Source organism: Porphyrobacter sp. MBR-155, from assembly GCF_040547625.1.
Lineage (GTDB): Bacteria > Pseudomonadota > Alphaproteobacteria > Sphingomonadales > Sphingomonadaceae > Erythrobacter.
On record NZ_JBEPQB010000013.1, the window covers coordinates 73,227 to 95,123 of the forward strand.

17 protein-coding genes and 1 pseudogene are annotated in these 21,897 nt (G+C 60.5%); 13 read left to right on the forward strand and 5 right to left on the reverse strand.

Translation table 11 applies throughout. The features are described from left to right. Positions 1-27: 27 nt before the first annotated feature. Positions 28-1,239, reverse strand: a complete 1,212-nt coding sequence (locus tag ABIE62_RS13510; RefSeq protein WP_354326767.1) for an IS256 family transposase — start codon at positions 1,237-1,239, stop codon at positions 28-30. Positions 1,240-1,393: 154 nt separating this feature from the next. Between ABIE62_RS13510 and ABIE62_RS13515 the strand changes: the two are divergent. Next, a pseudogene (locus ABIE62_RS13515) lies at positions 1,394-1,926 on the forward strand (IS5 family transposase); the annotation flags it as partial. Positions 1,927-1,993: 67 nt separating this feature from the next. Further along, positions 1,994-3,001: an IS110 family RNA-guided transposase gene (locus ABIE62_RS13520; RefSeq protein ID WP_354326769.1), complete on the forward strand. Its 1,008-nt coding sequence runs from the start codon at positions 1,994-1,996 to the stop codon at positions 2,999-3,001. 1,094 nt (positions 3,002-4,095) lie between these two features. Here ABIE62_RS13520 and ABIE62_RS13525 read toward each other — a convergent pair. Then, entirely contained in the window at positions 4,096-5,682 is a 1,587-nt protein-coding gene (locus tag ABIE62_RS13525; RefSeq protein ID WP_038283222.1) for an ABC1 kinase family protein, read from the reverse strand. Positions 5,683-5,686: 4 nt separating this feature from the next. Further along, entirely contained in the window at positions 5,687-6,178 is a 492-nt protein-coding gene (locus tag ABIE62_RS13530) for a MarR family winged helix-turn-helix transcriptional regulator (protein ID WP_052242797.1), read from the reverse strand. A 125-nt stretch (positions 6,179-6,303) separates the two neighbouring features. Here ABIE62_RS13530 and ABIE62_RS13535 point away from each other — a divergent pair, with 125 nt between their 5' ends. From ABIE62_RS13535 to ABIE62_RS13545, 3 genes are read left to right on the forward strand one after another with little or no spacing between them, the layout of a single operon-like run. Further along, complete coding sequence (locus tag ABIE62_RS13535) at positions 6,304-7,431, forward strand: HlyD family secretion protein (protein ID WP_039338698.1); 1,128 nt, start codon at positions 6,304-6,306, stop codon at positions 7,429-7,431. Then, the gene (locus tag ABIE62_RS13540) at positions 7,428-8,999 is read left to right on the forward strand and encodes an MDR family MFS transporter (RefSeq protein WP_051051489.1); all 1,572 of its coding nucleotides are present in this window, start codon (positions 7,428-7,430) and stop codon (positions 8,997-8,999) included. Before ABIE62_RS13535 ends, ABIE62_RS13540 begins: the two co-directional genes overlap by 4 nt. A 10-nt stretch (positions 9,000-9,009) precedes the next feature. Continuing rightward, positions 9,010-10,470, forward strand: a complete 1,461-nt coding sequence (locus tag ABIE62_RS13545; protein ID WP_038283764.1) for an efflux transporter outer membrane subunit — start codon at positions 9,010-9,012, stop codon at positions 10,468-10,470. Here ABIE62_RS13545 and ABIE62_RS13550 read toward each other — a convergent pair. Both ABIE62_RS13550 and ABIE62_RS13555 read right to left on the reverse strand, forming a co-directional pair. Next, positions 10,400-10,894 carry a hotdog fold thioesterase gene (locus ABIE62_RS13550; RefSeq protein WP_078056337.1) on the reverse strand — a complete coding sequence of 165 codons (495 nt, stop codon included), beginning with the start codon at positions 10,892-10,894 and terminating at the stop codon, positions 10,400-10,402. The genes ABIE62_RS13545 and ABIE62_RS13550 overlap by 71 nt on opposite strands. Beyond that, the gene (locus ABIE62_RS13555; RefSeq protein WP_354326771.1) at positions 10,891-11,796 is read right to left on the reverse strand and encodes an alpha/beta fold hydrolase; all 906 of its coding nucleotides are present in this window, start codon (positions 11,794-11,796) and stop codon (positions 10,891-10,893) included. The genes ABIE62_RS13550 and ABIE62_RS13555 overlap by 4 nt, the downstream gene beginning before the upstream one ends. A 581-nt stretch (positions 11,797-12,377) precedes the next feature. Here ABIE62_RS13555 and ABIE62_RS13560 point away from each other — a divergent pair. From ABIE62_RS13560 to ABIE62_RS13595, 8 genes are all read left to right on the forward strand, one after another. After that, entirely contained in the window at positions 12,378-13,574 is a 1,197-nt protein-coding gene (locus tag ABIE62_RS13560; RefSeq protein ID WP_354326773.1) for a tyrosine-type recombinase/integrase, read from the forward strand. Then, positions 13,571-14,470 carry a hypothetical protein gene (locus tag ABIE62_RS13565; protein ID WP_354326774.1) on the forward strand — a complete coding sequence of 300 codons (900 nt, stop codon included), beginning with the start codon at positions 13,571-13,573 and terminating at the stop codon, positions 14,468-14,470. Before ABIE62_RS13560 ends, ABIE62_RS13565 begins: the two co-directional genes overlap by 4 nt. Positions 14,471-14,644: 174 nt before the next feature. Further along, positions 14,645-14,818, forward strand: coding sequence for a helix-turn-helix domain-containing protein (locus tag ABIE62_RS13570; protein WP_354326776.1), 174 nt, complete (start codon positions 14,645-14,647; stop codon positions 14,816-14,818). Between the two features lie 108 nt (positions 14,819-14,926). Then, a complete protein-coding gene (locus ABIE62_RS13575; protein ID WP_354326778.1) occupies positions 14,927-15,532 on the forward strand; it encodes a hypothetical protein in 606 nt (201 codons plus the stop codon). Between the two features lie 207 nt (positions 15,533-15,739). After that, complete coding sequence (locus ABIE62_RS13580; RefSeq protein ID WP_354326780.1) at positions 15,740-16,111, forward strand: hypothetical protein; 372 nt, start codon at positions 15,740-15,742, stop codon at positions 16,109-16,111. Beyond that, positions 16,108-17,943: a type IV secretion system DNA-binding domain-containing protein gene (locus ABIE62_RS13585; RefSeq protein WP_354326782.1), complete on the forward strand. Its 1,836-nt coding sequence runs from the start codon at positions 16,108-16,110 to the stop codon at positions 17,941-17,943. The genes ABIE62_RS13580 and ABIE62_RS13585 overlap by 4 nt, the downstream gene beginning before the upstream one ends. Next, a complete protein-coding gene (gene mobF, locus ABIE62_RS13590) occupies positions 17,943-20,699 on the forward strand; it encodes a MobF family relaxase (RefSeq protein ID WP_354326785.1) in 2,757 nt (918 codons plus the stop codon). Before ABIE62_RS13585 ends, mobF begins: the two co-directional genes overlap by 1 nt. A 138-nt stretch (positions 20,700-20,837) precedes the next feature. Further along, positions 20,838-21,815, forward strand: coding sequence for an SPFH domain-containing protein (locus ABIE62_RS13595; protein ID WP_354326786.1), 978 nt, complete (start codon positions 20,838-20,840; stop codon positions 21,813-21,815). The last annotated feature ends 82 nt before the right edge of the window (positions 21,816-21,897 follow it).

Sequence of the window (21,897 nt, forward strand, 5' to 3'; positions counted from 1 at the left end):
TTCGGTGCTGGCCATCGGGCTGCATTTTCAGGCGGCCTTGGGTGTAATCTGTAGCGGCTGAACCTCCTCGTTTATGGGTGTGGCCAGGGCGGCCATGCCCTCGATCTGCATGTAGCGGTGCTGGAGCTGGTATTCGTCGTTCTGCTCGAGCAGGACGGCGCCGACGAGGCGTATGATGCTGTCCTCGTTCGGGAAGATGCCGACGACATCGGCGCGGCGTTTCACTTCCTTGTTCAGGCGTTCCAGTGGGTTGGTAGAGTGCAGCTTGACCCGATGCTGCTCGGGGAAGGTCATGTAGGCGAGCACGTCGTGCTCGGCATCGTCCATGCAGGCGCCGAGCTTGGGCCAGCGGGCCCGCAATTGATCGGCGACCTGACGCCAGATCTGTGTCGCGGCCGCATGATCGGGCTGGAGGAAGACCTGACGGATGGCGGCAGCGACGACCGTGTTCTGGCCCTTGGGCACGTAGGCCAGGGCATTACGCATGAAGTGGACGCGGCAGCGCTGCCAGGTGGCGCTGAGGACGCGGGTGATCGCCGCCTTGAGGCCCTCGTGGGCATCGGAGATGACCAGCTTCACGCCGGTCAGACCGCGGCGGGTCAGGTCCTTGAGGAAGGTCGACCAGAACGGCTCGGCTTCGGAAGGGCCGATGTGCAGGCCGACGATCTCGCGCTTGCCCTCGGTGTTGACCGCGACGGCGATTATCGCGGCGACACTGACGATCCGTCCGCCCTCGCGCACCTTCAGATAGGTGGCATCGAGCCAGAGGTAGGGCCAGTCGCCGGCAAGCGGTCGCTTGAGGAAGGCATGAACGCGTTCGTCGATGTCCTTGCACAGCTTTGACACCGAGGACTTGGAGATGCCGGTCATGCCCATCGCCTGCACCAGCTCGTCGACGCGACGGGTGCTGACCCCGGCGATCCACGCCTCCTGGATCACTGCGACCAGCGCCTTCTCGACAGTTTTGCGCGGCTCCAGGAAGCCGGGAAAATAGGCGCCGGTCCGCAGCTTGGGGATCTTCAGATTGAGCGTGCCAAGCCGGGTATCGAGACTGCGGTCGCGGTAGCCATTGCGCCAGGTCGTGCGTTCGCCCGATCGTTCATGGCGGCCTGCGCCGACCAGGCCATCGACATCGGCCTCCATGATGATTTGCAGCACGCTCTCGGCGATTGTGCGCAGGAAATCTGTGTCTCCGGTCTTCGTCATCAGTTCGGCAAGCGGTAGTCTGTCGTCGGTCATCGGGATCAACTCCTCGGTGGGCGTGTGAAGTGTGGTAACTCCACCTTACCGATGAGCCCGGTGGCCACCGAGATCGAAATCGCATGGGGTGGGGCATGCCCCACCCCATGCGACAACCTCAATCTACACCGGAAATTACACCACGAGCGCGGACACTAACGCTTTCGATGGCGAACTGGTCATGATCGACAGTTCCTCGATCCGGGTCCACCAGCATGGTGCGACCCTAAAAAGGGGGCCCCCAATCGCTGCATGGGACGTTCCCGGGGCGGCCTGACTACCAAGATCCATGCGCTGGTTGATGGCCGGGGTTTACCGGTCGGCCTGCATCTGTCGGAAGGACAAGCCAGCGATTGCCGCGAGGCTGTAGCGCTGCTTGATGTCGTACCACCCGGCAGCACTTTCCTGGCTGACAAGGCCTATGACAGCGATGCTATCCGCGCACGGATCGAAAGCAACGGCGGCTTCGCCAACATCCCGGCAAAGCGTAATCGACGAAAGGGCTTCGCCTTCAGCGCCTTCCTCTACCGCTATCGCAACCTGATCGAGCGCTTCTTCGGAAAACTCAAACACGCCAGAGGCTTGGCGACACGCTACGACAAACGCGCCGATAACTTCCTCGCTGCCATTAAGCTCTTCTCAGCACGGTTATGGATCGCAACTAATGAGTCATCGTGTAATTTGTAGCTGCTTCCCTGGGCCGGCTGTACGGCGCACACTTCTGGTTGTCGAAAGCTGAAGGAAGGAAGCAGCCATGAACCATTATGCCGGAATCGATCTGTCGATGGAAACGTCGCAGGTATGTGTTGTTGACGCGGAGGGGCGCAAGCTCGGCGCGCTGTCCGTCGACAGCACGCCCGCGGCGATCGCCGCTGCGCTGGCGCGCTACGGACCGATCGAGCGAGCGGTAATCGAGACGGGCCGGATGAGCCCGGCGATCTGCCTGGGCTTACGCGAACTGGACATCCCCATCGTGTGCATCGACGCACGCCAGGCGCATCAGAGCTTGAAGGCGATGAAGGCCAACAAGACCGATCCACATGATGCTGCCGGGCTCGCGCAGCTGGCGCGCACCGGCTTCTACAAGGAGGTGCATGTCAAGTCGCCCGCAGCGCATGGCGTGCGCTCGGTTATCACCGCCCGGGGGCATCTGGTAGAAGCGCGCGTCCGCCTCGACAACACTCTCCGCGGGCTCTGCGCCACCTTCGGAATCAGGCTGGGCATTGGACAGGGTAAGCGGTTCCTCGCGCGGATGCGGGAGGCCGCTGCGATCCCCGGCCTCGGCGAAGCGGTGGCATCGCTGCTCGACGTGCGCGAGCGCCTTGTCGACGAGATCAAGCGACTCGATCGTCAGCTCAAGGCGATCAGTGTAGCGTCACCGGCCTGCCAGGCTCTGATGAGCATCCCGGGCGTGGGCGTGCAGACCTCCGCCGCGTTCGCCGCAGCGGTCGATGACGCAAGCCGGTTTAAGCGATCACGAACTGCGGCCGCCTACTTCGGCCTGGTCCCGCGCCGGCACCAGTCGGGCGAACTCGACTGGACGGGCAGGATCACCAAACAGGGCGACAGCACCGTCCGCAAGCTGCTTTACGAGGCGGCGAACTCGATCCTGACGCGCACCAAGCAGAGCTTTGCACTGAAAACCTGGGCGCTCAAGATCGCCAAGCGACGCGGCCTGCGAAAGGCGCGTGTCGCGCTCGCCCGCCGTCTCGCGGTCATCATGCACGCCATGCTGCGAGACGGCACTTTGTTCGAGGCTTAAGATGAGATAGACCCATTAAGCCAGCGGTGACGCTCTCGAGCTGACCCGGTGGCGGCGTACCCGCGAGGGAACGCAGGGCCGGACGATCTGCGAAGGTAAACGGATGGGCCGCAAAAGCCCGCTTCGAGTCAAGGCAACGCCCGACCTTGTGAGACCCGATACAGCACCGCCGGTCCCATGATCGACGAGTGCGGACAGATCCTTGAAACCCTCAAGGGCCACGCCGCCGAGCTACTGCAAATTACAGATCTACGGCCTAATGATCCGACGCTGTGCGAAGAGCAGCGACTCTGACTCGTTTCTGACCTTTGAAGAGACAAAAATCACTTGGTCAAATGGTGTCTGAACTCAGCTCGTCCGATCCCTGAATTGTCTTATCGTAAAACCCCATATTGGGGGTAGTGAAGGGGGTATTTCTGGGGTCTCCTCTAAATGTATCCTAAATTATCAATTGGATAACTGGCATCCATGGATCCCTCCTCCGCTACCGGGAAATAGCGTCCGTATAGGTTCGCTTGTGTCCGTATGCGTCCGGATTTTCGACCCAAATCCCTGATTTCGATAGCTGATGTGCTACCACGCCAGTCCGCTTGTGTCCGTATGCGTCCGCATGTGTTCGCTTGAAGCCGGAGGCTTTGTGGGGGTATTTTGGGGGTATTTCCCGCTGTGGGTGAGTTAGGTGATACCCCCACCCGCGAATGCGAGCCGAAGGATAGATTTTGACGCTAGGACAACGGCTTGTTCAAGACATTTCATGGCGAAATACATCGCAGAGGTCCCGGTCAAACGGTGGAGTTCGAGTCCCGCGTGAGGATTCGAACGGAAATGACCGACGTGGGGCAGGGGAGGCACTACCTTTTCACTCCTGAGATGACCGCTTTGCGCCCTCATAGCGGCCATAAAGTCAGGCGAGGACACGCCTGAAAGCTGCCGTTCCAAAGTTTCGTCTGATTGAGGAAAATAAGCCTTCAATCGCAATAGGTCGAAAAATTTTCTTCGCGATGCGTCTTGGTCGCTGAAGTGAGGCGCATGAAATCCTCGTTAAGTTCGGCTTTGCCGTATCGTGACCGTGCACGAATTAAGTTGCTCCTTCATTATGACTTTCGGATGAGCACCACCCCAGCAATCACAAGCGCGCCGCCAGCCAGAAGCCAGGATTGATCGACAAGCAACGCGCTAGCTATGATCAATGCGGCAGCTAGAGGGCCTTTCAAGGACTGACGCTCATTGCGAAGTCCAGCGAGCTGCTCGATACTGAGCGGATCGAGCTGAACCGGCACATATCCTGACTTTGCGATCGAGTTCGCAGTGGCAAGTATGTCGGGCAAGGACGCCGACAACCCCAGCAGCTGACCGCGAAGTCTCTTCAAACCCGACCGAGCGCTGCCGAGCGAGAACCGCTCGGCGAGAAGCTCCGTCATGATCGGCCGGGTCTCTTCGGCGATGTTGTAGTCCGGTGCCAGCGATCGGACGAAGCCCTCTGCAGTCAACAAGGTACGCAGAAGAATGGCCAGATCAGGTGGCAGAACCAGTCGATAATCCCGCAACAGATCGAAAACGCGGGAAAAAATCTGCGAGAACTCGATGCCAGATAGCACGGTCCCCCTGAACTCTCCAATCAACTGATCCAGATCCACCGCGAGCGCATCGCGATCCACCTTCGGCTCCCCCGCCCATGCGAGCAGGACATCCGCGACATCGCTGGTTTCCTCACCAGCAATCGCAAGCACGAGGCGGACGATCTCGTCGCGCCTGGCCTTGGTGAGCGTCCCGACCGATCCGAAGTCGATGAAGCCGACATCCTGCTCGCCGATCAGGAAAACATTGCCGGGATGAGGGTCGCCGTGGAATTCGCCGTTCAGAATGATCATGCGCAGGACTGCGTTGGCATAGCACTTGGCGAACGCCGCCACCTCCGGATCGCCCGATGAGGCGCCCAGCGAAGACGCGGGCCTGCCGTACAGGCGTTCCTGAACGTTCACCCGCAGCCCGGTCAGTTCCCAATGGATGGCCGGGGTCCTGACGCCGATGGTTTCGAGATATGCGCCGATCCGCTCGCAGGCTCGGGATTCCGCAGCGAGGTCCATCTCCCAGGCAAGATTGCGGCCGAAGGTCCGCAGAAACTCGACTGGCCGGTAACGCGCGATGTCAGGCGAGCGTGCTTCCGCGATCTCGGCAAGACGCACAAGCAGGCGCACATCGGCTTCCATGCGCGCGGCGGTGCCCGGGCGGCGAACTTTCACGATGACCTCGCTACCGTCCCGTAGCTTGGCGGAATAGGTCTGTGCAATCGAGGCGGACGCCAGAGGCTGTTCGTCGAACTGCGCAAAGTCGTTCCGCCAGTCCTCACCCCAGCTTGAAGCAAGTACGGGCTCGATATCTGCGAAGCGCACCGGCGACACCTGATCGTGCAGGGTTGAGAATGCAGTGATCCAGTGTTCGGTAAACAGATCGCTTCGGGTGGCGAGGAGCTGCCCCAGCTTTATGCCGACTGGCCCGATGTCACGGAGGAACGCGACAACTGCGGCCGGACGAAATTCGCGAGGATCGATGACATTGCTCGAAGAGGGAATAAATCCGAGGGCTCCGGCGAGAGTCTTCGCACCGTGCCTCATTAAGATTCGGCCAATCTCCGCGGCGCGAGCGATGCTGCTGATAGGCTTTTCCGGGGGCGATGCCATGATATTACTCAGCCTCGGCCCGGAGTTGGTCCAGATTTTCCGATACCCTTGCAAGAATCTGCTGCAACGTTTGCTTCTCGTCGGCGGCAATGTCGCGCCAAAGCAGATCATGAAGCCTATCCGCGGAGCCTCTCAGTTCGGGCAGCAGATCGTCAAGCTGCTCCGTGAGGATGAGCTGCCACGCTCGCCGATCCGTCTCAGCTCGAAGCCTTTTCATCAGCCCGCGTGCGCAAAGACCTGCAACCGCCTGGCCGATGGTCGCCGATTCCAGTTCCAGTTTCTTGGCGATTTCAGCCTGCGTAAGGGCAGGATCGCGAAGAAGTTGTCCGATGATCCTCCACTGTGTCTGATTGAGACCGATCCTGGCGACCCTCGCATCGTACACTCTGCGCGCGCCGCGACTGATCTCGTCCATAAGATAGAGAATGCGGTCATCATCGGTGATGACCTTCTGCCGACGCTGAGACCGTGACATGGTATCTGGTTTTTCATCCATAGCGCTGTGTAGTCGGATAGCCTCGGATGCCCAAATGCAAACTGCTAAATGCCTTTACTATCTGTCTCACGGCTCATAGGGCGCGAGACGCGTTCACCTTTTACTGAGGCTGCCGAAAGAGTCAGATGACCGATAACTCCAACCAACCGGAGCAGGAGGGCACAACCCCAACGAAACCGCAATCGCGGCGTAGCTTGCGCATCGTGCTAATCATCGTTGGTCTTGCCGTGCTGCTTGGCGGGATCTGGTGGTACTACCGGCACGTAACCTACGGACAGTACATGCAGTCGACCGATAACGCCTATGTCGCTGCCGACAGCGTCGTTATCTCTTCCAAGGTAGCGGGATACGTCGAAGAGGTCTTCGTAGGGGAGAACGAGCAAGTAGCTCGCGGCGGAGCCCTCGTACAACTGGATCTGCGGGATTATCAGGCGCAAGCGCAGCAGGCGCGCGCACAGATCGCTGCGACCCTGGCCGGTGCCGACACAATCCGTTCTCAGGTATCCGAACAGGATGCAGCCATTCGCCAGGCGCGGGCCCAACTCGCCGCCGCGAGCGCGGCACTGGACCTCGCGAACGACCAGGTGGCGCGATATCGGCCCCTTGCAGCGACAGGAGCCGAACCGCGGGAAAAGCTAGACCAGTATGAGGCGCAGGCGCGGCAGGCGCGGGCCGAATTCGCCGCTGCGCAGGCGGCGGTGGCTGCCGCGACCGCTCGCCGGGGGACCCTGTTCGAGCAGATCAGCCAGACCCAGGCGCAGGCGGACGCTGCTCGCGCTCAGCTGGAAACAGCCGACCTTACGGTTGAATCGACCTTGCTGCGCGCCAGCAAGGCCGGCCGCGTCGGCGATCTCTCGGTCAGGGTGGGCCAGTTCGTGCAACCGGGTCAACGTTTGATGACGGTGGTTCCGGTGAGCGCGATCTACGTGACCGCGAACTTCAAAGAAACGCAGGTCGGCCTCATCCGGGCCGGCCAGAGCGTCAGGCTCGAAGTTGACGCCCTGCCAGACCTTGAGATCGCGGGACGAGTGGACAGCATATCGCCGGGAACGGGCGCGGAATTTTCCATCCTCCCCCCCGAAAATGCCACCGGCAACTTTACCAAGATCGTTCAACGGATACCCGTCCGCATCGCTATCGATGCTCCCCCTGAAGTGCGGCGTCTGCTCGTTCCCGGCATGTCGGTAGTGGCTACGGTCGACACTCGGAATGCTGCCGGCGAATTGGAAGAGATCTCGAGTCGGACTCAATGACCGAGATACTGGCAGCGCAGGACACTTCGATCGGGCCGGCCGGGAGCCGAAAGAACGCAGACGTTACTGCCTGGGTCGCTGTGGCCGCGGGCGCGCTTGGCGCCATGCTCGCGACGCTGGACATATCAATCGTCAATTCCGCACTCCCCGTCATTCAGGGCGAGATCGGTGCCACAGGCGCCGAAGGCACCTGGATTGCTACGTCATTTCTCGTTGCTGAGATTGTCGTCATTCCGCTGAGCGCTTGGCTGGAACGGCTGTTCGGTCTGCGAACCCTCCTCATCATCGCGGTCAGCGCGTTCACCGCCTTTTCGGTGCTGTGCGGGATTGCAACCGACCTTACGACAATGATCATCGGCCGCACGGGTCAGGGCTTCACGGGCGGCGTGCTCATTCCGACGGCAATGACCATCGTGGCCAAAAGGCTGCCGCCACATCAGCAGCCCATCGGAATGGCCCTGTTCGGCATGACAGTGATCCTCGGCCCCGTGATGGGGCCTTTGATCGGGGGTTGGCTGACCGAGAATCTGAGCTGGCACTATGCCTTCTTTGTCAATGTGCCGGTCTGCGGCCTGCTGCTGCTCCTGCTGTTCGTTGGCTTGCCCCACGAAAAGCCAAAGTGGGATTATCTCACTGACGCGGATTGGGCGGGCATTGTCGGGCTCATCTTGGGGCTGGGCGGACTTACGGTCGTCCTTGAGGAGGGCCACCGCGAGGAATGGTTTGAATCCTCTCTCATTCGCTGGCTCACAATCATCACAGTCGTCGGATTTGCCTCGCTGATCTACGGACAGGTGAAGGCACGCAAGCCAGTCTTGAAGTTGCAGCTCTTGTTCAATCGACAGTTCGCCAGCGTCGCGATCATGGCGCTCGCCCTGGGTATGGTGATGTATGGTTCGACCTACGTCATCCCGCAGTTCCTCGCGATCATTTCTGATTATAACGCGCTTCAGACCGGGCTGGTGATCTTCTGGATGGGCGTCCCGGCCTTCCTGTTGATGCCTGTGCTTCCCTTGATGATCCGGAAGATCGACATTCGCATCGCCGTCGGCGCCGGCATGTTGCTGATGGCGGTCAGCTGCTTTGTCAGCACCAGCCTTACAGCAGAATCCGGTGGTGCCGTTTTTACCGAGAGCCAGCTCTTGCGCGGTGTCGGCATGATCTTGTCGATGATGTTCCTGAATCAGGCGACGGTGGCTTCGGTCGCCAAGGAGGATGCCGGCGACGCCTCGGGAATTTTCAACGCGGCGCGCAATCTCGGTGGCTCTTTCGCTCTTTCGGCTCTGGCATCGTTCCAAGACCAGCGGATCTGGCATCATAGCCGGCGGATGGAAGAGACCCTGAATGCGAACAGCGTTTCGCTACAGGACTATCTCGACGGGCTGGCGCGAAACTTCGGCGGCATGGAGGGGGCGATGGCCGTCTTGAGCCGCACCCTGCAACGCGAGGCGTTCATAATGACCTACAATGACGTGTTCCTGGTTATGGGGATTCTGACCCTCGCGACGGTTCCGCTGGTCCTCTTCCTGAGGCCGCTTCCAAAAAATGTCTCCCTTTCGATGCACTGAGCCCTATATGATGCGCCGTTCGATACCATCGCTTCTCCTCATCGCCTTGCTGGCTGGCTGTACGGCTGGGCCGGACTACGCAGGCCCTCCGGAAATATTGTCGGCGGATACCGGCCATCGGTTTGTCCGCGCTGGCGAGGATGTGGGCGTCATGGACCCGGCCCTTGCCGAATGGTGGGTGCTGCTCGACGATCCTGAACTGACCCGGCTGGTCGAAACTGCGTTGTCCGAAAATCCGTCGCTCCAGGCAGCGCAGGCGCGCATCGCGCAGGCCCGGGCATCGGTCAGGCAGGATCGGGCCGGCAGAATGCCGACACTCGGAACCCAGGCCACCACTATTCAGGGTCAGCTTCCCGGCCTTGAAATTCAGGAGGGGGCACCCCCGTCCTCACAGCAACCCGATCCGGAGGCGGGAAGCGACGATGCCCTCAGCTTTTACAATGTTGGTCTCAATGCCAACTGGGAGCTGGAGTTCGCGGGCGGCTCCCGGAGGCGTATCGAGGCCGGCAACGCGCAGGCTGCGGCAACGGTCGCCAATGCGGAGGACGCAAAGGTTCAGCTGACCGCCGAAGTTGCCAATAACTACGTCAACTTGCGGGAGGCCCAGTTCCGCGCCGACCAATACCGGACGCAGATCAAGCTGCAGGAAGAAGTCCTGGCCCTAACTTATCAGCGGTATCAGCAAGGCGCGCTGCCGCTGTTCCCGGTGGGCAATGCGAACGCGGAGCTGGAGGTGCTCAAATCCCAATTCGCCGAGGCGGAGGCCGATAAAGCCGTCCTGCTAGACGCGCTTGCGATCCTGTCGGGACGGATTCCTGGATCGACGGCCGAAGACCTTTCGACGCCGCGAGATATCCCTTTGCCCCCGGATGAGGTTACTGTCGGCGATCCGGCGAGTCTGATCGCGCGTCGGCCCGACATCAGGGCGGCTGAGCGCACTCTCGCCGCTGCAACGGCCAGGATCGGGGTGGCCGAAGCGGCAAGGTTCCCGAAGCTGTCCTTTATGGGGATTCTGGGCCTTGGCGGATCTTCCCCCGACGATATCTTCGATGTAGGCGAATTTTCGGCATTGGCGATACCCCGCCTGGAATGGAACTTCCTCGATTTTGGAAGGGTCGACGCGTCGGTCGATCGCGCCGGGGCGGTCCGCGACGAAGCTGTCGCCAACTATCGTCAAACCGTCCTCGCGGCGCTACGGGATGCCGAGCGCGCTCTGGCACGATTTGGCCAACAACGCGTCGCGCTGGCAGCCAGCGCGCAGATCAAGAGCCAGGCGGATAGCGCCGCCGATCTGAACCGCCAACGTTTTGCCGCAGGAGCGATCTCGAAGGCTGACCTCAACCGGGCCCTGCGAGAACAGCAGCAGGCCTCAGCAGACCTCGTCCGGGCAAAAGGCGCCCTTACGCTGGCGTGGATCGCGCTGCAGAAGTCGCTGGGCCTTGGGTGGCAAGAGCCTGTTCGAGATCAATAGTCCCGCCGCGATGATCAAGTGATCCGGTTGACGAGAAGTAGGCGCCCCTGCCGCTGGCGACCAACTTGCCGTCGGGCTCGAGAACCCGGGTTTCCGCCACCGAAATCTGTCGCCCGATCTTCACGATCTGTCCGTGAGCAGTGAGAGGTCCTGAGGTTGCAGGACGGTGGTAATCGACATGCAGATCGGCCGTCGCTCTCGCCGCGACGCCCCCGGCAAGCAGAGTATAAAGCCCGGTGAGGTCGACCAGTGAAGCCAGGACCCCTCCATGCGCCGACCCAATCATCGGGTTCGACACGATCTCTTCGCGCCATGGCATGGTGATCGCGATTCCCTGGTCGGAGCATGTTGCAATCTCCAGCCCAAGCCATCGATGAAACGGCGCGATATTCAGCATTTCCTGCAAGCGCTCTCGATCGATCATAGCTCCCTCGTCCCCTGTGGCTGAGCCGTATCGGATGAGTGATGGCGCCGTAGGAAATCGACGATAGCGGCGGAAAAGGCATCGTTCGCATCGCCCACGACCATGTGCGTGGCATCGGCAATATCGGTGTATTCTGCATGGGGGGCGAGTTGTCGCAGATGCAATACGGCCTCTTCGGAAACAAGATCGCTAGAGGCGCCTCGGATGAGGTGAAGCGGAAGCGTGAGATTCGCCGCAGCTTGGCTGAGCATTGCCGATTGACGTTCTTGGCTGTCTGGGTCGCCTTGTCTGGCTGACATTATATTACGGATAAGCACAGGGTCCCAGTGCCAATAGAAGCGCCCATCCGGCTTCTGCCGCAGATAGCTTTTCAGACCATCGCTCGCGCCCCGCCTGGGACGATGCGGCATGTAGCGAGCGATCACGTCGGCCGCCTCCTCTGGTGAGGCGAAGCCGCTATCGACATGCTCTTCCATAAAACCAACCACGCGCATTACACCGCTGGGCGCCATGCGCGGGGCAATGTCGACCAATGTGAGTGAAGCAAAGCTACCTGGAGCAAGCTCCCCTGCGGCAATCAGTCCAGCGAGCCCGCCCAGTGAAGCGCCGACCAGCGCTGGCTTCTGGTTCAGGCGCGACGCTGCAGCGACCAGATCCGCCGCGAAGTCGCGCATTTCATAAGCTCCGCATGGCGACCAATCGCTGTCTCCGTGACCGCGCATGTCGAAGGCGATTGCGCGAAAGCCGGCTTGAGCCAGCTCGCTGACCACCCTTCTCCACGCGCGCCGTGTCTGCCCGCCGCCGTGCGCAAGAAGGACGGGTATGGCGTAGGCATCCCCCTCAGCCTCGGCTGTAAGAGAAATCGCGCCTGCGCCCTCAATCGTAAAGGTTTCTCTCGCCATCTCTGGATGGTAGGAAAGGCGCGCTAAATAGTAAACCGATTTAGTTTGTGGCTCTCGGCTCCGTGTTGGCTGTCCTGCAGGGGCGTTTCAACGACGGCAAAAGTCTATGCCAAGAGGGGTTTCTCCAGACCATTCTCTAATGCACCGGCTTGCGATTCGGTCAGCAGTCGCTGTCCGCATAATCCGCTCAAAGATATAAAAGCTGCCTTTCCGCTTCCGGCCCAACTTCCGCCGTTCAATGAGGCGGTTGAGCTGCCAATTTTCGAAAATTAGTCGGCCGATCGCACCCTTGTAACGGTTTGGCGCAAATTCGGGATTCTGGGGGTATCGGTGGGGGTACTTTCCAAGAGTTGGGCGGAAAAAACGAGCAATGTCAGAACGTTATATGTTCGCTATATGTTCCTCCTCCGCTACCAATTTCCTGTTTGCCGAAGCGTGCGAACAGTTGAAAAAACCCCTGATTTCCGCTAGTTTAAGTGCAGTCGCTGGCTGTCAGTGATTGCTCTTGTCCGCCTGCAATCGCGGAAGATGGGGGCCTAATTTGGGGGCCTTGCGAGGCCCCCGCAGAATCGAGGCCCCCAATGGCGCTGACTGATACGGCCATCCGAAACGCCAAACCCAAGGAAAAGCCCTACAAAGTCGCAGACTCGCAGGGCCTGTATCTGTTGGTCAATCCAAGGGGCAGCAAGCTGTGGCGGGTTAAATACCGCATAAACGGCGCGGAACGGAAACTGGCGCTTGGGGCCTACCCGGAGATCACGCTTGCCGAAGCCCGCGCCGCGCGAGACGTTGCCCGCAGGCAACTTGCCCATGCGGTTGATCCAAATGTTGCCAAGCGACAGGCCCGGATTGAAGCGACCTTGCGGGCGGGCAACAGCTTCGCCAGCGTTGCCGAGGAATTGATTGCGAAGCGGGAGCAGGAAGGCGTGTCCCCGCGAACGCTCGAAAAATATACTTGGCTGCTTAAATTGCTTGGCCCGGAATTTGGCCGCAGGCCGGTCGCAGAGATCACCCCGGCAGAGTTGTTGCATGAGTTGAAGTATCAAGAGCGCAGGGGGCGGCTTGAAACGGCCAAGCGGATGCGTTCGTTTGCCAGTCGCGTATTCAGATATGCCGCCGCAACGACAAGAGCCGAACGTGACCCGGCGCAGTTGCTTTTGGGCGCGCTCATCCAGCCGAGGGTCAAGCACTTCGCTGCCATCACAGAGCCAGCGCAATTTGGGGGACTGCTTCGCGCTATTGTGGACTATTCCGGCGACCCGGCGGTGATGCATGCGCTCAAACTGACGCCTCATGTGTTCCAGCGTCCGGGCGAGCTGCGCCAAACGGAGTGGGCCGAGGTCAACTTCGAAAAAGCCGTCTGGACGCTTCCGGCTGATAAAATGAAAATGCGGCAACCCCATGCCGTGCCGCTGTCCACTCAGGCAGTCGCGATTTTGAAAAGCATGCAGGGCCTGACCGGCAAGGGGAAATATGTTTTCCCATCGGTCCGAACGCGCTCACGGCCAATCTCTGAAAATACGGTCACCGCCGCATTGCGTCGCATGGGCTTCACCAAGGAGCAGATGACTGCTCACGGCTTCCGCACGTCCGCATCATCGCTGTTGAACGAATCTGGCAAGTGGAATCCCGATGCCATTGAGCGGGCATTGGCACACATGGTGTCCGGTGAGATAAGGCGCATTTATAATCAGTCCGCCTATTGGTCCGAGCGTGTTGCAATGGCGCAATGGTGGAGCGATTATCTCGACGAGTTGCGGGAGGGCGGAAACAGATGACAAGCATCCCCGGTGAAGGATGGAAAGTCTTCGCAGACGGGGATGATTCCGAAAACGTGCCGCTTTGGCGGGCATTGGCGCAATTCACTTCGGATGATCTTGACGACGGCTTGAAGGCCAATGCCGCGACTATCAGTCAGGCAAAACCGCCATTCGCGCGATACTACAATGCAGCGTTCATTGTGAGCATGGCCTTCGGCTTCCTTTTTGTCATATTCCTGTTTGCCCTGCTGATTTCAGCCCCGTCCAAATCGGCAAACCTCTTTTCCTTTCTTACGCTAGCCACCCTTGCCGCATCGGCAGCTCCCCACGTCTGGCGGCAGATTTATCAGTACGGCGTGAAGTCCCCGGACGCCCCACTTGGTTTGCCACACTCGCCGGACCGGCATTTTGACGAGTTTCTGGGCTATCTTCAAAAGGCCTCCGGCCCACGCGCTTACTACATATCCCGCTTTGGCAAACGGCGGGTGTTCCTCAATCGTAGGCAGTTTTTCGGCAGGCTACGCTATTTCCTGTTCTCCGAACACAGCGCCGACCGGGCCTTGGTCATGCGCTTTCGCACCGGCCATTCGCTTCCCGGCGACATTTTCCTGCACCGCGATGACGTGGACAGAATTCTCGCTATGGCCAAGCCTAAGCGTAAAGGCGGGCCGTGCCGAAACAGCAAATACCGCTATGCCGAGGCAATCATCGCCCTGATCGGCGATCCACGGTTAGGCACTCTGGACCTGAATGACCGGACCGCCTCAATGCGTATGATCAAAGAGGGGCTAGCTGATTGGTTCGCCGACAACGCCGATGCATCTGGCGACGTGCCGCGAGGGGACCAATTGGCACCCTACGCGGAGAAAATTTTCGACCACCTGAAAAATTTGCCCGCCGCAAGGCAAGGCTGAACGGCCAATTTGTTTTTCGAGAGCAGCATCAGCATTCCGGACCAATGCCGCGCATTTCTGTTTCCAGCAACCAACGGCAGATTTCTGCGGCCTTACCATTGCTGGACGACCCGCTGGCAACCCTGTGCAACCTGACATGTCTCTCGTCGCGAGTCGGCATCCAAGGAGACGCACATGGAACTACTGGCAATCTCAATCAATGACACAGCCAAGGCGCTCGGCGTCGGGCGTTCGTCGGTTTACAGCTTGCTCAAATCCGGCAGGCTTGATGCGATCAAGATCGGCAGGCGAACCTTGCTGACCACTGAATCCATCAAACGGCTGGCGCAATCGCGAACTGACATCTGACCCGCAGGCGCTGCACGGCCCCAGCCTGATGGATGGGCGGGCCGTTCTGCACCTGTTCCCCCAATAAAAATGAACTGCCGCAATCGTGGTTTCACGAAAGGATGACCTATGCCTGTTTTACGCAAGGCCGTTGACCGGCTTGCCGACTTGCTGCGCCGTGATCGCAGGATCACTTACCGCGCGTGTATCGACGCCCGCACCGCGGCCTATGTCGTTCCGTTGCTCGACAAGATCGTTGCCGATGACGAGGACGGCGACACGTTCCGCAATTCCCTGATCCCGTGGCGGCGGGCGCAACGCCCGCCCATCGCTATCTATCGCGGCGATATTTCCACATGCCGGATTGACGGCCCGTGGCAGGTGGCTGACGATCATTGGTTTCCGCTGGGCGGCTTGATCCTCACCAGCGGCGTGACGGCGCATCTCAGCCCGTTCGACGCCGAGGCGCTGCACAAGCGGATGCAGAAGGCTATCGAGGATACGGTTTTCGCGTGGGCTTGCGAGCATGACCTCTATGCCCTTCGCCATGTCCCGGACCAGATCGACCGGGCAGTTGCCGACCCCGCCGCCAAGGCACTGATCGCGACTTGGGCATTGGGCGACAGGCGGGCGGAGGTGCCAGCGATGCAGCCCGCCGTTCCCGTCATGCCCGAATCTGGCGAACCCGTTCCTGCGCTTTGCGCCGTATGCAGGAAGGGGCTGGGTCATGCTTGAACCGAACCACCAAAAGGCAAAGTTGTGGGGCTGCGATGCTACGCATCGAGCCAACAATTCAGATACACACCTCACGCACGGGTGCATGGCGCATTTCCGCCAGTTTTCGAGAGTGCATCGAGAGTGCGCGGGCATCACCGCAATCATAGACCGCCCAATTGCGCCGTTTTTCGAGAGTGCGCCGCGCACTCTCAAGGAGGCAGTGGCATGAAACCCGTTCAGCACACCGTCCGCCTGCCCGTATCGCTCGACAAGGCGCTGAACGCGCTGGCCCAACGACAGGGCGTAAGCGTCTATGCGATGCTCCAACGCAGCGTCAAAGCCGGGATCGCGGCGCAGGCAAACCCGCCCGTGCGCGACACCGGCAATCGCGAAATCGTCACTGAGCTGGCATCGGTTAGCACGCGCATGGTGGATGTTGAGCGGATTCTGGACCGTGCATTGTTCACCGCTTGCGCCGCCTATTGCTATGCCCGCCATGCGGCGCTGGGCGCGCGCACGACCGATGAGGCGGTCACCGCCGAGATCAACGCGGCCTATGATCGCCAGAGGCGGCGTGCGCAAGAGGGGCGGGAATGAACCAGTCCCACGACCGGCGCGCTCATGCCGATGCCTTGCGCCGCCACAACCGCAACAATCAGGCCGCGCGCTTTCGGCGGCAGGCCGGTATCATGCTGGCATCCATCGCCATGGGCGCGGTCGCAGCGCCCTATGTGACGTTGGACCAGAAGGCGATGCAGGCAGCGGGCACATACGCCGTCGCCGAGGCAAAACTGTGGTTTGCCGCTGGCACGGCGGTCGATCCGGCAATCACGATCAGCCAGGATGGCCAAGCCTATGCCGTTCCGGCCCGCGCAGTTGCTGCGCATCCCTATTACGGCAACGCGGCGCGCGCCGTCTTTGCTTATGGGGTATGGGGCAGTTCGCTGGGTTTTGGCGGATGGCTGGCGAGCTTGTTCCTGTTGCGCGGAGCCATCGCCCAGCGGCGCGAGCGCGCGTTGCGTGACCGCGTTATCGCCGGAACGCTGGTGACGAGCGAGGCGGCGCTGGCGAAGCTGACCAGCACCGAGGCCGATGCCCGCGCGCTCACCATTGGCACCGTGCCCATACCGGGAAGGCTGGAAACCCGGCACATGGCGATGATCGGCACGACCGGCAGCGGCAAGACCACGGCGCTGCGCCAGTTGCTCGACGGGATCGCGTCGCGCGGCGAAGCCGCCTTGGTCTATGACACCAGCGGCGAGTTCGTCGCGCATTACTACCGGCCCGAACGCGGCGACGTGATCCTGAACCCGTTTGATGCCCGGTGCGCCTATTGGTCGCCCTTCGCCGAGATCGCGCACCCCGCCGACGCCGACCGGATCGCCCGTCAGCTCATCACCGAGACGGGGCAACATGACAGCGACGTGTGGCTCGACACCAGCCGCATCCTTGTCGCCAACATGATCCGGGCGCTCTGGCGCGAAGGCAACGCCACCTTGCCCGCTTTGCTCCACGCCTTGCAGGACCGGACCAAGGACGATCTGAAAACGTGGCTGGCAGGCAGTTCTTCGGCGCGCACCTTTGCCGACGACGCCGACCGGGCCACTGCCAGCGTGCTGTTCATGCTCGCCAAGGCCGCTGACCTTGTCCAGTTTCTGCGGGTTGATGGCAGCGGCGGCACGCCCTTTGCTTTCCGAGATTTCATCCACGAGCTGGACAAGCGGAACGGCGCAAAGCCTTGGATATTCGTCCCGCGCAAAGAGGATTATTTCGAGGCATCAAAGCCCTTGCTCGCCTGTTGGCTGGAATGCGCGGCCAGCGCAGTGATGGGCCTTCCCCCATCGCCCGACCGGCGCATCTGGTTTGTGCTCGACGAGCTGGCCGACTTGCCGCGCGTCGATAATCTGGCGCGGTTGCTCCCTGAAGGCCGCAAGTTTGGCGCGGCGGTTATTCTGACGTTTCAGGCGCTGGGCCAGATGCAGCACCGCTATGGCCCGAAGATCGCCGAAGCCATGCTGGGCTGCTGCAACACCAAGCTGTTCCTGCAAACCATCGACAGCGAAACCCGTGTCTGGACCAGTCAGACCATTGGCGAATGCGAGGTCGAAATCCAGACCATGACCGACGCGCTGCCAGATGGAGACGACAAGCCCAGAACCACACTTGGCAAAATTCGCAAAATGCGGCCTGCCATATTGGAGAGCGAATTGCGGCTGCCCAAGTTCGAGGGCTATCTGCTGTTCCCGGACGGCTTGCCGGTGGCGCGGATCAGGTTGACCGCCGATCATATCGCGCGGCGCGGGACCGCCCGTCAGCCGGGATTTGTGCCGGGCGATGTCAGGGCCACCCATTGGAAGCAGCCATCGGCCACCGAGCCAAAGGCTGTGCCGCCGCCGAAGCCATCGCCCACCAGCGAGGGGCCGGTCTGATGGTCGCATCCGTTTCCGCGCTGACAAGTTCAGGTCAGGCTGCGAGCTATTACGAATCCGCTGGCGAATATTATGCAGACGGTGGCGAGTCCCCATCGGAATGGCAGGGCAAAGGCGCGCAGGAGCTTGGCCTGTCCGGCGATGTTGACCGCGACCAGTTTCGCGAATTGCTGGACGGCAAGGTTGCCGACCAGCAGCTTGGCACCACGCGCGACGGCAAGCTGGAACATCGCCCCGGATGGGACGTGACCTTGAGCGCGCCCAAGTCCGTATCGATCATGGCCGAAGTTGCGGGCGACCGGCGATTGGTTGCAGCACATGGCGCAGCGGTGAAGACCGCGCTTGCCCATGTCGAGCAGCACATGGCCGCAACCCGCATCCGCGACGGTGGCGCAGTGAACCGTGAGGCCACCGGCAATCTTGTAGTCGCCAGCTTTCAGCACGGCACGAGCCGCGCCCAAGACCCGCAGCTTCACACCCACAATGTCATTCTCAATGCCACTAGGCACGAGGACGGCACATGGCGCAGCCTTGAACCGCGCGCGATCTACCAACTGCAAAAGCAAATTGGTGCGATCTACCGGCAGGAGCTGGCCTTGAAGGTGCGCGAGCTGGGCTATGAGATCGAAGTGGGCAAAGGCTCTATGTTCGAGATCAAGGGCGTTTCCCCTGAGGTCATGGCCGCGTTCAGCACCCGCAGCGCCGAGATCGAAGCCGCACTTACCGAACGCGGCACCTCCCGCGACGATGCCACCGCCGCCGAAAAGCAAGTTGCCGCTCTCGATACCCGGCAAGCCAAGGTTGCCGCCGATCCTGCGGCTCTTGTAGCGGAATGGCGTGATACCGCGAGCAAAGCTGGATTCGCCTCGGAGGCGAGGCTGGCAATGGTCAACGAGGCCGAGGCTATGGCCGAGAGCAGAGACCATCGCGCAACCATGGAATTGCAGGGAGACAGCGCCGCAAGCCGCGCCGTTGCACATGCCGCCGACAAGTTGGGCGAACGGCAATCGGTGTTTTCTGTTGCCGCCTTGCACGAGGAGGCTGGGCGCGTAGGGCTTGGCAAAGTCAGCTATGCTCAGATCGGGGAGGCCATTGCGGCGGCGACAAAGCAGGGCGAACTGATCGACCGCACCCACATCGACCGGCGAGGCGCGGAATTTGCCGGATTCGCCACTCGCGCCAATGTCGAGACCGAGGCCAAGTTATTGCGGATCGAGGCGGAAGGGCGCGGCGCGCTATCGGCCATCGCATCGCCATTGGCCGCTGCCAAGGCTGTCGCCAGTGCATCGGCGAAGGCCGAGCGGAGCGGCTTTGGCTGGAATACCGACCAGCGCACCGCCACCGAGCAGCTTTTGACCAGCCGCAACCGCATCACCGCGTTGCAAGGCTACGCTGGCACAGCCAAGACCACCACCGTTCTGGCGACCTTTGCCCGAGAAGCAGAGGCGCGGGGCGTCCCTGTCGTGGCACTCGCACCGACCGCATCAGCGGCGATGGTGCTGGGCGAGGCGCTGGGCGCGCGCAGCGATACCGTCGCACGGTATCTGCTATCACCCGAGCGTCCAAGTCAGGGCCAACCCGCTGCATGGATTGTAGACGAGGCGTCACTGTTGTCGGCGCGCGATACGGCCAGACTGTTCGACCTGGCGGAGAAGCATAACGCCCGCGTCATTCTTGTGGGCGACGTGAAGCAGCTTGGATCGGTCGAGGCAGGCGCGGCCTTTGCGCAATTGCAGGGCGCGGGAATGGAAACCGCGAAGCTGGGTGAGATCGTGCGGCAGACCAATACGGCAACCAAGGACGCCGTGCTGGCATCTATCGAAGGGGACGCTCGAAAGGCCCTTGCCGCGCTGGACCGGGGCGGAGGCCAGATCATCGAGAATGCCGACCGCTCGACACGCTTTGCAGCTATCGCCGAACAATATGCCAAGCTGGACAAGGCCAGCCGCGCCAGAACCCTTGTCATTGAGCCATCGCGCGAAGGGCGTGACACGCTGACCGCCGACATTCGGGCCGCGCTTACCAAATCCGGCGCGCTGACAGGACCCAGCGTGGCCATGCAAAGCCTTGCCAACAAGGGGTTGACCCGAGCCGAGGCCAGAGACCCATTGAGTTACGACAAGGGAGATGTTGTGCGGTTCACCCGCGACTATGCCGACAAGGGCGTTGCGCGCGGGGAGGCCTACCGCGTCGAGAGCATTGACCCGGCAAAAGCCGCCATCACCCTCAAATCAGAACAGGGCCGCGAGGTGGATTGGCGCTTGCGGCAATGGGGGGCGGGCAACAGCAAGACATTCTCGCCGCAATCGCTCGAACTCAGAACCGGCGACAGCATCCGGTTCACCCGCAATGACCGCGAGGCGGGGCGCATCAATGGCGCGCGCGGCGAAGTGACCGCGATTGACCAGCAGACCCGCACGGCGGAGGTTCGAAACCCGCGCGGCCAGACCCAGACGCTCAGCCTTGATGCTGCCCGCGACCAGCACATTGCCCATGCGTATGTCGAAACCGCCTTTGCCGCCCAAGGCCGCACAGCCGATCACGTCATGATCCATGCCGACAGCAAGGCCACCAACCTGATCGACCAAAAGTCGTTCTATGTTGGCATATCCCGCGCGAAGGATTCGGTCGCAGTTTACACCAATGACCGTGCCAAGCTGGTATCCGCCATCAGCGAACGGGCCGGTCAGGTGCAAACTGCCATGGCGTTGCCGGTGCCATCAGCAGTCAAGGCTCTGGGAGCGGGGTTGAGGTAGCCATACGACCAGAAGTGTGTTCCGTGAAAGCAAGCGGAAAAGGGCATTGATTCTCCAAAAAGACGTGACCCTCCCCTTGCTCTCCACTACTGGCATACCTCAATACATTCGCCGATTCAGTTCAAGTGGAGATGGAGCGTGGGACTTATAAAGGCTGCAATCGGAGCGCTTGGAGGCTCTCTGGCGGATCAGTGGAAAGATTTTCTGACCGTTCCGGCAAACATTGAACCAACGGCTGCGCTCTTCCCGGCAGTCAAAAATGGCACAAATGCTGGACGAGGTTCCAATATCAGCGCCTCTCAGTCGATAGTTACGAATGGTTCAAAGATCGTAGTGCCAGAGGGCTACGGACTTCTTCTATTTCAAGACGGAGAGCTCACAGGTTTTGCCGCCGAACCCGGTGGTTACATTTGGAATTCCGACGATCTGGACTCGAAGTCGATATTCGCCGGTGACAAAGTCATTACATCACTCGTGAATCAGTCGTGGGAGCGGTTTAAATTGGGCGGACGTCCAAATGCTCAACAGTTAGCCCTGTTTGTTAGCTTGAAAGAACTATCTAATAATAAATTCGGAACTCAGTCCGAAATATACTGGGATGATTCGTATCTCAATGCTCAAGTCGGCGCTACTACGCGAGGATCATACAGTTTAGTTATCGTTGATCCTATTGTTTTCGCAAAGAATTTTGTTCCGGCAACATATTTGCAAGGTCAAGATTATTTTGACTTCACCGATCGGGGGAACGCAGCCGCAAACCAGTTATTCTCAGAGGTCGTGGGCTCACTTGCTGCTGCTTTCAGCTTGTACACAAATGACGCGGCCAAAGGGAACCGGATCACCAAGATCCAACAAGACTCAGTGGGCTTTGCCTCGTCTCTGTCGGATGCAGTTGAGGCCGCTTACCAGTGGAAGAGCTCTCGCGGGCTGGCAATCTCGAAAGTAGCCATTCTTGGCATCGAATACGACGAGAGCACCAGAGAGTTGCTCAAGATTGTGCAGCGCGCAGATGCTCTAACTGGCGTGCGTGGGAATGCCAATCTCCAAGCGTCAGTTGCTGCGGGCATTGCTGCCGCTGGAGAGAATGACGGTGCTGGGGGTATTCTAGTGGATTGACCGGAACGAAAGAGTCCATTTAGGGATTCCCAGAGGCTTGCCGACGTGCGATTCAGGGAGGATGCGCGATGGTATCACTTTC

Coding starts and splice junctions, on each gene's coding strand:
- ABIE62_RS13510 (WP_354326767.1), bottom strand. CDS start 1,239: ATGACCGACGACAGACTACCGCTTGCCGAACTGATGACGAAGACCGGA.
- ABIE62_RS13520 (WP_354326769.1), top strand. CDS start 1,994: ATGAACCATTATGCCGGAATCGATCTGTCGATGGAAACGTCGCAGGTA.
- ABIE62_RS13525 (WP_038283222.1), bottom strand. CDS start 5,682: ATGGCATCGCCCCCGGAAAAGCCTATCAGCAGCATCGCTCGCGCCGCG.
- ABIE62_RS13530 (WP_052242797.1), bottom strand. CDS start 6,178: ATGGATGAAAAACCAGATACCATGTCACGGTCTCAGCGTCGGCAGAAG.
- ABIE62_RS13535 (WP_039338698.1), top strand. CDS start 6,304: ATGACCGATAACTCCAACCAACCGGAGCAGGAGGGCACAACCCCAACG.
- ABIE62_RS13540 (WP_051051489.1), top strand. CDS start 7,428: ATGACCGAGATACTGGCAGCGCAGGACACTTCGATCGGGCCGGCCGGG.
- ABIE62_RS13545 (WP_038283764.1), top strand. CDS start 9,010: ATGCGCCGTTCGATACCATCGCTTCTCCTCATCGCCTTGCTGGCTGGC.
- ABIE62_RS13550 (WP_078056337.1), bottom strand. CDS start 10,894: ATGATCGATCGAGAGCGCTTGCAGGAAATGCTGAATATCGCGCCGTTT.
- ABIE62_RS13555 (WP_354326771.1), bottom strand. CDS start 11,796: ATGGCGAGAGAAACCTTTACGATTGAGGGCGCAGGCGCGATTTCTCTT.
- ABIE62_RS13560 (WP_354326773.1), top strand. CDS start 12,378: ATGGCGCTGACTGATACGGCCATCCGAAACGCCAAACCCAAGGAAAAG.
- ABIE62_RS13565 (WP_354326774.1), top strand. CDS start 13,571: ATGACAAGCATCCCCGGTGAAGGATGGAAAGTCTTCGCAGACGGGGAT.
- ABIE62_RS13570 (WP_354326776.1), top strand. CDS start 14,645: ATGGAACTACTGGCAATCTCAATCAATGACACAGCCAAGGCGCTCGGC.
- ABIE62_RS13575 (WP_354326778.1), top strand. CDS start 14,927: ATGCCTGTTTTACGCAAGGCCGTTGACCGGCTTGCCGACTTGCTGCGC.
- ABIE62_RS13580 (WP_354326780.1), top strand. CDS start 15,740: ATGAAACCCGTTCAGCACACCGTCCGCCTGCCCGTATCGCTCGACAAG.
- ABIE62_RS13585 (WP_354326782.1), top strand. CDS start 16,108: ATGAACCAGTCCCACGACCGGCGCGCTCATGCCGATGCCTTGCGCCGC.
- mobF (WP_354326785.1), top strand. CDS start 17,943: ATGGTCGCATCCGTTTCCGCGCTGACAAGTTCAGGTCAGGCTGCGAGC.